This window comes from Xanthomonas sp. NCPPB 3005, from assembly GCF_041228095.2.
In the GTDB taxonomy this organism is placed as follows: Bacteria; Pseudomonadota; Gammaproteobacteria; order Xanthomonadales; family Xanthomonadaceae; genus Xanthomonas_A; species Xanthomonas_A bonasiae.
On the sequence record NZ_CP166096.2, the window covers coordinates 2,958,256 to 2,973,207 of the forward strand.

General features: G+C 66.8%; 10 protein-coding genes. 4 read left to right on the forward strand and 6 right to left on the reverse strand.

What is annotated here, in order from left to right:
• Positions 1-75: 75 nt before the first annotated feature.
• On the reverse strand, positions 76-1,182 hold the full coding sequence (locus tag AB8810_RS12770; RefSeq protein ID WP_369916668.1) for a 4-oxalomesaconate tautomerase: 1,107 nt from the start codon (positions 1,180-1,182) through the stop codon (positions 76-78).
• A gap of 108 nt (positions 1,183-1,290) precedes the next feature.
• Here AB8810_RS12770 and AB8810_RS12775 point away from each other — a divergent pair, with 108 nt between their 5' ends.
• Together AB8810_RS12775 and acnA are read left to right on the forward strand one after the other, a co-directional pair.
• Positions 1,291-2,193, forward strand: a complete 903-nt coding sequence (locus AB8810_RS12775) for a LysR family transcriptional regulator (RefSeq protein WP_179564421.1) — start codon at positions 1,291-1,293, stop codon at positions 2,191-2,193.
• A gap of 174 nt (positions 2,194-2,367) precedes the next feature.
• The gene (gene acnA / locus AB8810_RS12780; RefSeq protein ID WP_369913826.1) at positions 2,368-5,136 is read left to right on the forward strand and encodes an aconitate hydratase AcnA; all 2,769 of its coding nucleotides are present in this window, start codon (positions 2,368-2,370) and stop codon (positions 5,134-5,136) included.
• Positions 5,137-5,329: 193 nt separating this feature from the next.
• On the opposite strand, the gene AB8810_RS12785 is transcribed toward acnA, so the two are convergent.
• Positions 5,330-5,764: a nuclear transport factor 2 family protein gene (locus AB8810_RS12785; RefSeq protein ID WP_369913827.1), complete on the reverse strand. Its 435-nt coding sequence runs from the start codon at positions 5,762-5,764 to the stop codon at positions 5,330-5,332.
• Positions 5,765-5,873: 109 nt separating this feature from the next.
• On the opposite strand from AB8810_RS12785, the gene AB8810_RS12790 reads away from it, so the two are divergent.
• Positions 5,874-7,559: a long-chain fatty acid--CoA ligase gene (locus AB8810_RS12790; RefSeq protein ID WP_369913828.1), complete on the forward strand. Its 1,686-nt coding sequence runs from the start codon at positions 5,874-5,876 to the stop codon at positions 7,557-7,559.
• Positions 7,560-7,811: 252 nt separating this feature from the next.
• Entirely contained in the window at positions 7,812-8,687 is an 876-nt protein-coding gene (locus AB8810_RS12795) for a crotonase/enoyl-CoA hydratase family protein (protein ID WP_179564415.1), read from the forward strand.
• Between the two features lie 50 nt (positions 8,688-8,737).
• On the opposite strand, the gene AB8810_RS12800 is transcribed toward AB8810_RS12795, so the two are convergent.
• From AB8810_RS12800 to prfB, 4 genes are all read right to left on the reverse strand, one after another.
• On the reverse strand, positions 8,738-10,897 hold the full coding sequence (locus tag AB8810_RS12800) for an ATP-binding protein (RefSeq protein WP_179564413.1): 2,160 nt from the start codon (positions 10,895-10,897) through the stop codon (positions 8,738-8,740).
• A complete protein-coding gene (locus tag AB8810_RS12805; protein ID WP_179564411.1) occupies positions 10,894-12,036 on the reverse strand; it encodes a two-component system response regulator in 1,143 nt (380 codons plus the stop codon). Before AB8810_RS12805 ends, AB8810_RS12800 begins: the two co-directional genes overlap by 4 nt.
• A gap of 168 nt (positions 12,037-12,204) precedes the next feature.
• Positions 12,205-13,722 (reverse strand): lysine--tRNA ligase, encoded by a 1,518-nt coding sequence (lysS, locus tag AB8810_RS12810; RefSeq protein ID WP_206229083.1) that lies wholly within the window; start codon positions 13,720-13,722, stop codon positions 12,205-12,207.
• A gap of 97 nt (positions 13,723-13,819) precedes the next feature.
• Positions 13,820-14,945, reverse strand: a protein-coding gene (gene prfB / locus AB8810_RS12815) for a peptide chain release factor 2 (protein WP_179564407.1) whose coding sequence is annotated in 2 segments (ribosomal slippage) — positions 13,820-14,869 and positions 14,871-14,945 — 1,125 coding nt in all. Because the reading frame shifts where the segments join, the coding sequence is not laid out codon by codon here.
• Positions 14,946-14,952: the final 7 nt, after the last annotated feature.

The window sequence follows — 14,952 nt, forward strand, 5'->3', positions numbered from 1 at the left end:
GATTGTGGAACGTTGTTGCCGTAGTGGTGTCGGAACGGCGCGCCACCCGTGGCGCACCGCCGCGACGGTGTCAAGTCATGCAGCGGACGTCCATTGGCTTGCTTCGGTGGAAGATGGCGAGGTGGCGAACACGCGGCCCTCGAACAGACGCCGGGCGGTGCGGACCACGCTGGCCACGACCGGCGCATTCTCGGAACTGCGGCTCAAGCTCACGTCCAGGGCGCCGCTCGGATGTTCGAGGGTAATCTCCGCGGGCAGCTCGACACAGCCGACGAACGTGTTAGGCAGCGTGCCTGCGGTGACCGCGGCGGTGGCGATCCCGACGCCGCCGGTGATCGCCAGTGCGGTGTGGCAATGATGGGGCATGAAGTAGCGCACCTGCAGCGCGCCGCCGTGCTCGGCTGCCGACAGCAGCACCGGCTTGGGAATCACCTTGCTGCCGGCGTCGGCGATGCCCATGCGCGCCCCGGCCTCGATGCGGATCGCCTCGATCCGTTCCAGCAGCGCGCGATTCGCATTCAGTTCGGCCGGTGTTTCGCCGCCACGGACACCCAGATCGAGCGCACGCATCATCACCATCGGCATGGCGCAATCGATCAGGCTGACCGGCACGCCCTGGATCTGGTCCTGTGCATTGCCGGTGGGCAGCAGCCGGCCGGTCCTGGCGCCGGCGGCGTCCAGGAACGACAGCCGTACCGGTGCGGCGCTGCCGGGCGCTCCGGCGATGCGGGTGTCGCCGCGGTACACCACCTGCCCGCCCGGGGTTTCGACCGTGGCCAGAATGATCTTGCCGGTATTGACGTTGTGGATCCGCACTTCCGTGCGCGGGTGGCGCGCCGCGACAAGGCCCTTCTCGATGGCGTACGGCCCCACTGCGGCCAGCATGTTGCCGCAGTTCGGCGAGGTATCCACCACGCGCTGCTCGACCCTGACTTGGGCGAACAGATAGTCGACGTCCGCGTCCGGTCGGCTGGCGCGATCGACGATCGCGACCTTGCTGGTCAGGGCGTTGCCGCCGCCGATGCCATCGATCTGCAGCGGATGCCCCGAACCCATCACCTCCAGCAGCAGGCGGTCGCGCCATCCGGTGTCGGCAGGCAGATCCGTGGCGAGAAAGAACGGCCCCTTGGAGGTGCCGCCACGCATCAGGACGCAGGGAATGCTGGTGAGATCGTTGGCCATACATGTGCTAGATTGATGTCTCAATCAGATCAATTAACTTCTGTGATTCGATACTGGCATGAGCAAGATTGATCTGTGAATTGCTATTTTTTGGATGATTGATACCTCATGAGCATCAATTGCGAGATCCTCGATCTACGTGCCTTTCTGCTGGTGGCCGAGACCCGCAGCTTCCACCGCGCCGCCGAGGCGCTGCACGTTTCCCAACCGGCACTGAGCCGGCGCATCCAGAAGCTGGAACAGGCGGTCGGTGCGCCTTTGCTGGAGCGGACCACGCGCAGCGTGTCCACCACCGCGGTCGGCGAGAACCTGCTGCCGCTGGTCCGGCGCATGCTGGAAGAATTCGATGGTTCGCTGTTCTCGGTACGCGGGCAGGACGACACCCGCGGCGCCCAGGTCACCATCGCCTGCCTGCCCACTGCCGCGTTCTACTTCCTGCCCAGTGTGATGGCGCGCTTCCACGAGGCGTTCCCGAAGGTACGCTTCCGCATCCTCGACATCCCCGCCACCGAAGGCCTGCAGGCGGTGGAGCGTGGCGAAGTGGAATTCGGCATCAACTTCATGGGCGCCAACGACCCCAATCTGGATTTCGACGTGCTGGCCGAAGACCCGTTCGTGCTCGCCTGCCGGCGCGACCATCCGCTGGCGAAGAAGAAGCGAGTGGAATGGGCCGACCTGGCCCGCCATCAGCTGATCACCGTGCACCGCACCAGCGGCAACCGCACCCTGCTCGACGGCGCGCTGGCGCGCGAGAATCTCAAACTGAGCTGGCACTACGAAGTGACCCATCTGTCCACCTCGCTGGGCATGGTGGAGGCCGGCATCGGCGTGTCGGTGCTGCCGAAGATGGCCACCCCCGACGGCGAACACGCGACCCTGGTCACTCGCCCGATCGGCAACCCGGTGGTCTCGCGCACGATCGGCATCGTGCGCCGTCGCGGCGCGCTGCTGTCGCCCAGTGCCGAGCGCTTCCTGCAGATGCTGATGAGCCAGTGGCGCGGCAAGCCATGACATCGACACTACACATGCCCGTGTAACCTTGCGTCCTGAGCCCAGGGCTGGCACGCCGCCGCCGCTGTCGCATACTGCGATGCAGCGGCGGGCACAGCGAGCCCGGCGCAGCCGCAAGCAGGCGCGCGTTCCGGCGCAGCCGTTGCAAGCCATCAGCAAAAGGAGCCATCTGCAATGAGCGATTCGTTCTCCAGCCGCAGCCAGCTGCACGTCGGCGGCAAGACCTACGGCTACTTCAGCCTGCCCAAGCTCGGACAGCAGTTCGACATCTCCCGCCTGCCCTACTCGCTGAAGATCCTGCTGGAAAACCTGCTGCGCCACGAAGACGGCGGCGTCACCGTGGGCAAGGACCACATCGAGGCGGTGGCGAAGTGGGATCCCAAGGCCGAACCCGACACCGAGATCGCGTTCATGCCGGCGCGGGTGGTGCTGCAGGACTTCACCGGCGTGCCGTGCGTGGTCGACCTGGCCGCGATGCGCGATGCGGTGGTCAAGCTCGGCGGGCGCCCGGAGCAGATCAACCCGCTGATCCCGTCGGAACTGGTGATCGACCATTCGGTGCAGGTGGACGTGTTCGGCAAGGCCGACGCGCTCGATCTCAACGGCAAGATCGAATTCCAGCGCAACAAGGAACGCTACGGCTTCCTGCGCTGGGGCCAGAAGGCGTTCGACAACTTCAAGGTGGTGCCGCCGAACACCGGCATCGTGCACCAGGTCAACCTCGAGCACCTGGCGCGGGTGGTGATGACCGGCGAGCGCGACGGCGAGGCGATCGCCTATCCGGACACCGTATTCGGCACCGACAGCCACACCACCATGATCAACGGCATCGGCGTGCTCGGCTGGGGCGTGGGCGGCATCGAGGCGGAAGCGGCGATGCTCGGCCAGCCCTCGTCGATGCTGATCCCCCAGGTGGTCGGCTTCAAGCTGACCGGCAGGCTGCCCGAAGGCGCCACCGCCACCGACCTGGTGCTGACGGTGACGCAGATGCTGCGCAAGCACGGCGTGGTCGGCAAGTTCGTCGAGTTCTTCGGCGAGGGCCTGCAGCACCTGCCGCTGGCCGACCGCGCCACCATCGGCAACATGGCGCCGGAGTACGGCGCTACCTGCGGCATCTTCCCGGTCGACGCCGAATCGCTGACCTACCTGCGCCTGTCCGGGCGCAGCGAGGAGCAGATCGCGCTGGTCGAGGCCTACGCCAAGGCGCAGGGCCTGTGGCACGACGCCGACACCGCGCATGCCGACTACAGCGCCACGCTGGAACTGGACATGGGCCAGGTCAAGCCATCGCTGGCCGGCCCCAAGCGGCCGCAGGACCGGGTGCTGCTGGAAGACATGCAGCGCAATTTCCGCGACAACCTGGTGCCCTTCGCCGAAGCGCGCCACAAGCGCCACAGCGACCTCAAGCAGGAAGACCGGCTCAAGAACGAAGGCGGCGGCGGCACCGCGGTCGGCGCCAAGGCCTCGCAGGCCGAGACCGGCGAAGACAGCGGCGCTGGCTGGCAGTTGCGCGACGGTTCGGTGGTGATCGCCGCGATCACCTCGTGCACCAACACCTCCAATCCGGCGGTGATGCTCGGCGCCGGGCTGCTGGCGCGCAATGCCGTGGCCAAGGGCCTGAAGGCGCAGCCCTGGGTCAAGACCTCGCTCGGGCCGGGTTCGCTGGTGGTCACCGACTACCTGAAGAAGGCCGGGGTCATGGACGACCTGGAACGACTGGGGTTCTACGTGGTCGGCTACGGCTGCACCACCTGCATCGGCAACTCCGGCCCGCTGCCGGACGACGTGTCGGCGGCGATCGCCAGTGACGACCTGGTGGTGGCTTCGGTGCTGTCGGGCAACCGCAACTTCGAAGGCCGCGTGCACCCGGAAGTGAAGATGAACTACCTGGCCTCGCCGCCGCTGGTAGTCGCCTACGCCATCGCCGGCACCACCGACATCGACCTGAGCCGCGACCCGCTGGGCACCGGCAGCGACGGCCAGCCGGTATACCTGCGCGACATCTGGCCGAGCAACAAGGAAATCGGCGACACCATCGCCGCCACGGTCGGCCCGGAGATGTTCAAGCAGAACTATGCCGATGTGTTCAAGGGCGACAGCCGCTGGGCCGCGATCGCCTCGCCCGACGGCGAGCTGTACGCCTGGGACGCGGCCTCCACCTACATCAAGAACCCGCCCTACTTCGACGGCATGACCATGCAGGTCGGCAACATCGACGATGTGCACGGCGCGCGCGTGCTCGGCCTGTTCGGCGACTCGATCACCACCGACCACATCTCCCCGGCCGGCAACATCAAGAAGGACTCGCCGGCGGGCCGCTTCCTGCAGGAACGCGGCGTGCAGCCGGCCGACTTCAACAGCTACGGCAGCCGCCGCGGCAACGACGACGTGATGGTGCGCGGCACCTTCGCCAACATCCGCATCAAGAACCTGATGTTCGGCGGCGAAGAAGGCGGCAACACGCTGTACCGCGGGCCCGACGGCGCGCAGCCGCAGAAGCTGGCGATCTACGACGCGGCGATGAAGTACAAGGCCGACGGCGTGCCGCTGGTGGTCGTGGCCGGCAAGGAGTACGGCACCGGCTCCTCGCGCGACTGGGCGGCCAAGGGCACCAACCTGCTCGGGGTCAAGGCGGTGATCGCCGAGAGCTTCGAGCGCATCCACCGCTCCAACCTGGTCGGCATGGGCGTGCTGCCGCTGCAGTTCCTGGACAACGAGAACGCGCAGTCGCTGGGCCTGGACGGTTCGGAAGTGTTCGACATCACCGGGCTGCAGGACGGCGCCAGCAAGCGCGCCACCGTCGATGCGAAGAAGGCCGACGGCAGCGTCAAGCAGTTCCAGGTCAAGGTGCTGCTGCTGACGCCGAAGGAAGTGGAGTACTTCAAGCACGGCGGCCTGCTGCAGTACGTGCTGCGCCAGCTGGCGGCGCGCAAGGCGGCCTGAGCGGCCATGGCGGCGCGGCGCCTGCCCGGGCGCCGCGCACGCCCGCGCGGGGACGCACCGCCACGCACGCGCACCGCCTTTTCATCGGCACCGCGTTTCGAAATAACGGGTCTTTGCCCGCCAGACAGACCGTATTTGAAGGCGCCCCGTTTCCCGAACGGGGCGATTGCCGTTTGGCGCTACGCACGGCTCGCTACGGCGCTGTCTTCCATTGCGCATGCCGCAGCCGCCAGCGCCCGTCCTGCTCGCGCCAGCCGGTGACCACCTCGTAGCGCTGCATCCGCTCCGGCAACGCGCGCGCATCGCCGCCGCTGACCACCGCGTCGAACCGTACCGTGGCGTTGTCGCCCTGCAGCGCGATCGACAGCGGTCCGGTGTTCACCCCGATCCGCGCGTTGGCCAGGAATTGCGCGCGCAACAGGTTGTGCAGCGCAGCACGATCCATCCCCGCCTCGCCTGCGAAATCGTCGGCCACCGCGGCCATCGCATCGCGCAGGCGATGTTCCTCCACCGCCTCCTGCATGGCGGCGATGTCCTTGCGCAGCCGCTGTTCCGCCGAATCGCGCTGGCAGCCGGGCAAGGCCAGCAGCAACGCGCATCCCCATCCCCACGCCCATGCCTGTCGCATCCGGTTTCCTCCTCGGCTTCGCCTTTTCCATGCGGAACGGTATCCTGCCACTCGCCACGCCGCAGCGTTGCGTCGGCGTGCGGCAGCATTCCACACGAGGGGGGAGTACATGAGTCAGGAACGTCCGTGGTTGCAGAGTTATCCGGCCAGCATTCCCGCCGAGATCGATGTCAACGAGTACCGGTCCGTCGCCGCCGTCTTCGAAACCTCCGTCGCCAAGTTCGGCGACCGTCCGGCCTACTGCAACTTCGGCAAGACCCTGACCTACCGCGAGACCGGCGAACTGGCCCGGCACTTCGCCGCCTACCTGCTGGGCGAGTTGCAGCTCAAGAAGGGCGACCGCGTCGCGCTGATGATGCCCAACTGCCTGCAGTACCCGATCGCCACCTTCGGCGTGCTGCTGGCCGGCATGACCGTGGTCAACGTCAATCCGCTGTACACGCCGCGCGAACTGCGCCACCAGCTGATCGACTCCGGCGCCAGCGCGATCGTGGTGATCGACAACTTCGGCAAGACCGTGCAGGAAGTGCTGGCCGACACCCCGCTCAAGCAGGTCATCACCACCGGCCTGGGCGACATGCTCGGCTTCCCGAAGGGCGCGCTGGTCAACTTCGTGCTCAAGTACGTCAAGAAGCTGGTGCCCGACTACGACATCCCCAACGCGGTGCGCTTCCGCGACACGCTGACCCTGGGCCGCCTGCACACGCTGCCGCAGTTGGACATCGAGCCGGACGACATCGCCTTCCTGCAGTACACCGGCGGCACCACCGGGGTGGCCAAGGGCGCGATGCTGACCCACCGCAACCTGGTCGCCAACATGCTGCAGGCCGGCGCCTGGATCGCGGCGACCGGCAAGCTGGAGGAAGGCAAGGAAGTCATCATCACCGCGCTGCCGCTGTACCACATCTTCGCACTGACCGCGAACGGCCTGGTGTTCATGAAGCTCGGCGGCCTCAACCACCTGATCAGCAATCCGCGCGACATGCCCGGCTTCGTCAAGGAGCTGCAGAAGACCCGCTTCACCGCCTTCACCGGAGTCAACACGCTGTTCAACGGCCTGCTCAACACGCCCGGCTTCGACAAGGTGGATTTCTCGACGCTGAAGTTCACCCTAGGCGGCGGCATGGCGGTGCAGCGCGCCGTGGCCGAGCGCTGGAAGCAGGTGACCGGGGTGACCCTGGTCGAGGCCTACGGCCTGACCGAGACCTCGCCCGCCGCCTGCATCAACCCGCTGACGCTGAAGGAATACAACGGCGCCATCGGCCTGCCGATCCCGTCCACCGACGCCTGCGTCAAGGACGACCAGGGCCAGACCATGGCGCCCGGCGAGGTCGGCGAGCTGTGCATCAAGGGTCCGCAGGTGATGAAGGGCTACTGGCGCCGTCCCGAGGAAACCGCCGGCGCCATCGATGCCGACGGCTGGCTGCACACCGGCGACATGGCGCGGATGGATCCGCAGGGCTTCTTCTACATCGTCGACCGCAAGAAGGACATGATCCTGGTCTCCGGCTTCAACGTGTACCCGAACGAGGTCGAGGACGTGATCGCGATGATGCCCGGCGTGCTGGAAGTGGCCGCGGTCGGGGTGCCGGACGAGAAGTCCGGCGAAGTGGTCAAGGTGGTCATCGTCAAGAAGGACCCCAACCTCACCGCCGAGGACGTCAAGGCCCACGCCCGCGCCAACCTGACCGGCTACAAGCATCCGCGCATCGTCGAGTTCCGCAAGGAACTGCCCAAGACCAATGTCGGCAAGATCCTGCGGCGGGAATTGCGCGACAGTCCGCCGGCGGCCTAGTTCGCCGCTGGCGTGGACTGCGGGTCCACGCCACCCGGGCAAGGGAGGGCCCGCCACCCCCTGCCCTCCCCTTCGCGGCCCCTGCCGCCAAGCCGCGTGGCTGCAGCCAGCCACGCGCGCCAGCAGACGCGAATTTCTCTGTCTGCGTCGCCATCAGTCCTCAGTTTACGTAGGTGTAGCATCGGCTCGCGCGCCGCTTCCCGGCCCCTGCGCACGCCGTTTCGCCGCCAACCAAAACACCGAGGAAATCCCATGAACGTTGACAAACGCTTCTTCAACCCCAGCTTCCCCACCATCCGCGTCGAGTCGAGCGTGGATGGCAACGCGCATTGGATGTTCATGCACAACGACGCGGCCATCGGCTCGCGCCCGTGCTTCAGGGACGATCTGCTCGACGACATGTGGAGCTTTACCGATGCGATCACCCTGAGCGGCGGCAATGCGCTGCAGCGCGGGCAACTGCGGCACTTCGTATTGGCTTCGGATGCGAACGTGTTCAACCTCGGCGGAGACCTGGAGCTGTTTACCCAGCTCATTCGCCTGCGCGACAGGGACAGCTTGCTCGCCTACGCCAAGCGCTGCGTGGAAGGCGTGCATACCCTGCATACCGGCCTCGGCGGCGACGTACGTACCATCGCGTTGCTGCAGGGCGACGCCCTGGGCGGAGGCCTGGAGATGGCGTTGGCATGCCACACCATCGTGGCGGAGGAAGGCGTCGGCATGGGCTTGCCTGAGGTGATGTTCGGCCTGTTCCCAGGCATGGGCGCCTATTCCTTCCTGTGCCAGCGCGTATCGCCGCAACTGGCGGAGAAGATCATTCTGGAAGGAACCGTCTACAGCAGCGAGCAGATGCACGCACTCGGCGTGGTCGACATCCTGGTCCCCAAGGGCGAGGGAAAGGCGGCGGTCGAGGAACTGATCCGCATCCAGCAGCGCAGCAAGCTGTCCTATCTCGCGATGAACGCGGCACGCCGCATCTCGCAACACGTGTCATTGCGGGAACTCATGGACATCACCGAAGTCTGGGTAGACACGGCGCTTGCGCTCGACGACAAGTCGCTACGCATGATGGACCGATTGGTGCGGGCGCAGACACGGCGCGCGCACAACGTCGCCGCGCTCGCCTAGAAGACTCGGACCGGAAGGGGCCGGGCCCGGCCGTATGCCGGGCTTTCCCCTCAGCGCAGCTCGTTGCCGTCCTGCTGACTGCTTCGCAGCGCCCGCAGGTCCAGCACCTCCCTGCCCTCGGTCAGGCTGGCATTGAGCGTCGCCAGGCATTGCCGCCACTCGCTGCGCATCTGCCAATCTGCCATCCGCATCAGTTCGCCGCCAAGGTTGGCCATCTTCACCAGCCCCAGGTTGCTCGCCACGCCCTTTACCGCATGCGCATGTTCGCGCAACCGCTCCCAATTCTCGGACTCGCCCGCCACCTGCATTCCGCCCAGGCAGCCATCGGCATCGTTGAGGCACTGGGAAATGAATTCCCGCTCGAATCCGTCGCCCATGCCCAGACCGGCCAGTTCGTCGAGCACGGACGAATCCAACACACCCTCCTTGGAAAGCCGCGATTGCGGTTCGGCCGGGCGCAACCTGCCGTCCGTGGCGATATCCGTCAGCGTGTCCAGCAGCCGCGAGGCCACCACCGGCTTGGCCAGGAACGTATGTGCGCCGGCCTGTTCGCAGCGGTGAATCGACTCCGGCGTGACGTCCGCGCTGAGCACCACGACCGGCGTGCGCGAGCGGCCGGCCTGCATGATCCGCAGGTGCTTGAGCATGTCCAGGCCACTCATCCCGGGCATGTGCAGATCGACGATGACGGCATCGAAATCGGTTTCGGCAAGCGCATCGAGCACCGCTTCCGCGCCATCGAGACAGATCGCGCGATGGCCGGCCTTCTGCAGCAGGCGCTGCAGCACCATGCGGTTGGCCGCATGATCGTCGGCGACCAGGATGCGCATGCTGCGCACCCGCGCACGATGGCGCAAGAACGGATCCGTGAACGCGATGATGTTGCCGCTCGGCGACGGCTCTTCTTCGCTTGCGCCATCCCGAGCGGTGCTGGACAGCGGCGCGGCGGCGGCCGCCTCGAACGGCAGCTCGAACCAGAAACGGCTCCCGCGCGGAGGACTCTCCTGGTAGCCGATGCTGCCGCCCATCGCTTCGACCAGGCCCTTGGCGATCGTGGTTCCCAGGCCGGTGCCTTCGTAGCGCCGGGACAGGCCCACGTCCGCCTGCTCGAAGGCCTCGAACAGGCGCGGGCGCATCGCGGGCGGCACGCCGATCCCGGTGTCGACGATGTCGAAACTCAACCGGAACGGTTCGCCGGCATCGTTGCGCTGTATCCGAACACGGATGTCCACCCGCCCCATGTTGGTGAACTTGATCGCGTTGCCGGCCAGGTTCAACAGGATCTGCCGCAGGTGCCCCGCGTCGCCACGCACATTGTCCGGCACATCGGCCGCGACCTCCAGGTGATAGCCCAGCGCCTTGGCGCGCGCCTGCGGCTGCAGGATCAAGCCGATCTGCGCCAGCGTCTCGCGCAGCGAGAAATCGTGTTTCTCGGTGCGGATCTTGCCCGCCTCGATGGCGGAAATATCCAGCACCTCTTCCACCAGGGACAGCAGACTGCGCGCGGAGGCCTGGATGGTGCCCACGCATTCGCGCTGTTCCGCGTCCAGCTTGGTGGTGGCCAGGACTTCGGTCATGCCGGACAACCCGTTCAACGGGGTCCGGAACTCATGGCTCATGTTGGCAAGGAATCGGCTCTTGGCTTCGCTGGCGCGCCGCGCCTCCGCGGTCGCCTGGGTCAACTGCCGCAGCAGCCCCGACAGATACATGGGAATGGCAATCAGACCAGCCCACAGCCCGGCGCTCAGCGTGATGTTCTCGCGCCAGTAGCCATTGAGCAGGACCACGCAACCGAAACTGATGCAGGCGGACACCACGGCGCCGATCAGATAGCGGTTTCCGTAGCGAAGGCCATTGCCGACGGTGACCCACATGATGATGACGTACAGCCAGGCCAGCGGTTCTCCCTGCAGGATCATCGCCACCGTCATCAGGCCATAGTCGGTCACCATGCCGATGACGCGCCGAACGTTCGACGTGCCCGGCCGCACCAGAATCGCGGCGAACAGCGCCAGACCGACAAGCACGCCGACGCCGCTCATCAGCACCGATGTCAGGTATACATCGGGTGCGAGCTGACCCAGCTTTTCGGCGATCGTCATGCAGACGATGACGCACAGGAAGATGCCGACCCGGATCAGCGTCTGCCCGTGTTCGGTGTCCGTGCGTTGTCGCAAGCGGGCCCTGATCCATTCCAGCCGCGGTTTCACAGCGCGACCCCCGGCCGGACCGACGCGCTCGAGAACTTCTCGCAGATCAGATGCAACTGCTCGCGCCCGCGGAACAGCGCGTCCACGCAGCGCGGGTCGAACAGGCGGCCGCGTTGCGCGTAGAGATAGGCGAGGGTCGCATCCATGGTCCAGGCTTCCTTGTAGGGACGCGGCGAGATCAGCGCGTCGAAGACGTCGGCGACCGCCACGATCCGCGCCTCCAGCGGGATCGCTTCGCCGACCAGTCCGTCGGGGTATCCGCTGCCATCGTAACGCTCATGGTGGCGCAGCGCGATCAGCGCGCCGACCTGGATGAAGCGGTTCTGGCTGCCGCTGAGCAGTTCGTAGCCGATGCGCGGGTGCATGCGCATCACCGCCATCTCTTCCTCGTTGAGCTTGCCGGGCTTGAGCAGCACCGCATCGGGAATGGCGATCTTGCCCATGTCGTGCAGGCTCGCGGCCATTTCGATGACCCGCACCTCGTCCTCGGACAGGCCCAGCTGCTCGGCGATCAGGCCGGCCACGTGCGCCATCCGCTCCAGGTAGGCGCTGGTCCCGGCGTCGCGGTACTCGATCGCCCGCGCCAGCCGCGACAGGGTCTCGCGCTCGCGTTCCTCGACCTCGCGCATGCTCGCCAGCAGGCGCTGCTCCAGCGACATCGCGCGCTGCTTGATGTTCTCGCTCTGCAGCCGCAGCTGCAGCAGGTTGTGGCAGCGCGCGCGCAGTTCGCGCGGGCGGATCGGCTTGACCAGGAAGTCGATGACCCCGGCTTCCAGCGCGGCCTGGCGGATCGGCTCGTCGCCGACCACGGTGATCAGGATGATCGGAATGTCGCGGTGCTTGGGCAGGCGCCGCAGCCGCCGCGCGAATTCCAGCCCGTCCATGCCGGGCATGCGGTAGTCGAGCAGCAACAGGTCGACCTTGCCGGCCTCGCACCAGGCCAGGGCGGCCTGCGAGTCGCCGAAGTCGCGGACGGTGAGTTCCGGGGCGATGTCCTCGATCACGTGGCGCAGCATGGTGCGCGCGGACGTCTGATCGTCGACGATGACGATGTTCAAGCGATTGTCCGCCCCCTCCGCCCAGTCCGGGCGGTCGCTGCTGGAGGATACTCCGGACAGGCTCATGCTGGCATCTTGCATCTGCGATCCTCTTGCCCACGGGCTTCGGGCTGCTGAGACAATAACGGGAAACGCTCCGGCGCCGGCTATGCCGACCCAACCGCCTCACTTCGCTTGCTTGCCAACCGCTTGCTTGCCGACGCCCGATACGAGAACCCCACGCCAAGGCCACCGCCGCCTTCGGCTAGATTAAGCCTCCGGACGCATGTACGGGAACAGCAGCACGTCACGGATCGAATTGCTGCCGGTCAGCAACATTACCAGCCGGTCGATGCCGATGCCCAGGCCGCCGGTGGGTGGCAGGCCGACCTCCAGCGCACGGATGTAGTCGGCGTCGAAGTGCATGGCCTCGTCGTCGCCGCCCTCCTTCGCCGCCACCTGGGCCTGGAACCGGGCGGCCTGGTCTTCCGGATCGTTGAGTTCGGAGAAGCCGTTGGCGATCTCCTTGCCGTTGATGAACAGCTCGAAGCGGTCGGTATAGCCGGGTTCGGTGTCGCTGGAACGGGCCAGCGGCGACACCTCGACCGGGTGGTCGGTGATGAAGGTCGGCTGGATCAGGGTGTGCTCGACGGTGGCCTCGAAGATCTCCAGCAGCAGCTTGCCCCAGCCGTAGGACGGCTTGGTGCGGATCTTCAGCCGCTCGCAGTGGCGCAGCAGCGCCTCACGGTCGGTGCAGTCGGCGGCGCTGATCTCGGGGTTGTGGTGGCGGACCGCCTCGTCCATGCGCCAGCGGCGGAACGCCGGGGCCAGGTCGATGTCGGCGCCGTCCCAGTGCACCTGGGTGGTGCCGAGCACCTCCTGGGCCACGTCGCGGATCACGCTCTCGGTCAGGTCCATCACCTCGTGGTACGTGGCGTAGGCCTCGTACAACTCCATCATGGTGAATTCGGGATTATGCCGGGTGCTGACGCCTTCGTTGCGGAAATTGCGGTTGATCTCGTAGACCCGTTCCAGGCCGCCGACCACCAGCCGCTTCAGGTACAGCTCCGGCGCCACCCGCAGGTACAGGTCCAGGTCCAGCGCGTTGTGGTGGGTGGTGAACGGCTTGGCGGTGGCGCCGCCGGGGATGTAATGCATCATCGGCGTCTCCACTTCCAGGAAGCGGCGCGCGTCCAGCCAGGCGCGCATCGCGCGGATGATCTTGGAGCGCTTGACGAACACCTCGCGCGCCTCCGGCGACACGATCAGGTCCACGTAGCGCTGGCGGTAGCGCTGCTCCACGTCGGACAGGCCATGCCACTTGTCCGGCAACGGACGCAGCGCCTTGGTCAGCAGCCGCAGCGCGGTCGCCCGCACCGACAGCTCGCCGGTCTTGGTGCGGGTCAGCCCGCCTTCCACGCCGATGATGTCGCCGATGTCCCAGCCCTTGAACGCGTCATAGGCCGGGCCCAGCGCGTTGGCCTGCAGGAACAGCTGGATGCGCCCGGACTCGTCCTGCAGCTGCACGAAGCTGGCCTTGCCCATCACCCGCTTGGCCAGCAGGCGCCCGGCCAGGCGCAGGCTGCGGCCTTCGGCCTCCAGCGCCTCGGCGCTCCAGCGCTCGGCATCGGCGAATTCGGCCTGCAGGTCGCCGGCGAAATCGTGGCGGCGGAAATCGTTCGGATAGGCCACGCCCTGCGCGCGCAGCGCTCCCAGCTTGGCGCGGCGTTCGGCGATGAGGCCGTTCTCGTCGACGGGAAGGGACGGCGCGGGGGTCTGCTCGGTCATGGGAATGGGTACGCGGAGAAGAAGGGAGAGGATGCAGCAGATGCGGGGGGCTGCCCCGCGTGGCCGGCCTCCGCCACGGCGGGCGGGGGCCGACGGTTCAGGCGTCGCTGCGTTTGGCGCCGACTTCCAGGCCAGACTTGAGGCTGGCCTCGACGAATTCGTCCAGGTCGCCGTCGAGCACCTTCTGCGTGTCGGTGCGTTCGATGCCGGTGCGCAGGTCCTTGATCCGGCTCTGGTCGAGCACGTAGTTGCGGATCTGGCTGCCCCAGCCGATGTCCGACTTGGTCGCCTCGACCGCGTCGCGCTCGGCGTTGCGCTTCTGGATCTCCAGCTCGTACAGCTTGGCGGCGAGCATCTTCATCGCGTTGTCGCGGTTCTGGTGCTGGCTGCGCCCGGTCTGGCAGGCCACGACGATGTTGGTCGGGATGTGGGTGATGCGCACCGCCGACTCGGTCTTGTTGACGTGCTGGCCGCCGGCGCCGGAGGAGCGGTAGACGTCGGTCCGCAGGTCGGCCGGATTGATGTCGATGTCGATGTTGTCGTCCACTTCCGGCGACACGAACACCGAGGTGAAGCTGGTATGGCGGCGGTTGTCCGAGTCGAACGGCGACTTGCGCACCAGCCGGTGCACGCCGGTCTCGGTCTTCAGCCAGCCGTAGGCGAAATCGCCTTCCACGCGCAGCGTGGCCGACTTGATCCCGGCCACTTCGCCACCGGAGACTTCCATCAGCTCGGTCTTCCAGCCGCGCGACTCGCACCAGCGCAGGTACATGCGCAGCAGGATTTCGGCCCAGTCCTGGGCCTCGGTGCCGCCGGCGCCGGCCTGGATGTCGACGAAGGCGTTGCTGGCGTCCATCTGCCCGGAGAACATGCGCTGGAACTCCAGCTTCTCCACGTGCGCCTGGAAGCGGTCGACATCGGCGACCACCGCCAGCGCGGTGTCCTCGTCGTCCTCGCTCTCGGCCAGTTCCAGGAACTCCAGCGCCTCGTTCAGCCCGTCGAGCACGCTGGCGATGCCGCCGACGGTCTTCTCCAGGTTGGCGCGTTCGCGGCCCAGGCCCTGGGCGCGTTCGGGGTCGTTCCAGACATCGGGGCTCTCAAGCTCCCGGGTGACTTCCTCTAGGCGTTCTTTCTTGACGTCGTAGTCAAAGAAACCCCCGGAGCGACAGCACCCGATCGGACAGATCGGCGATGCGGTGGCGGATGGGATTGAGTTCGATCATGGCGGCA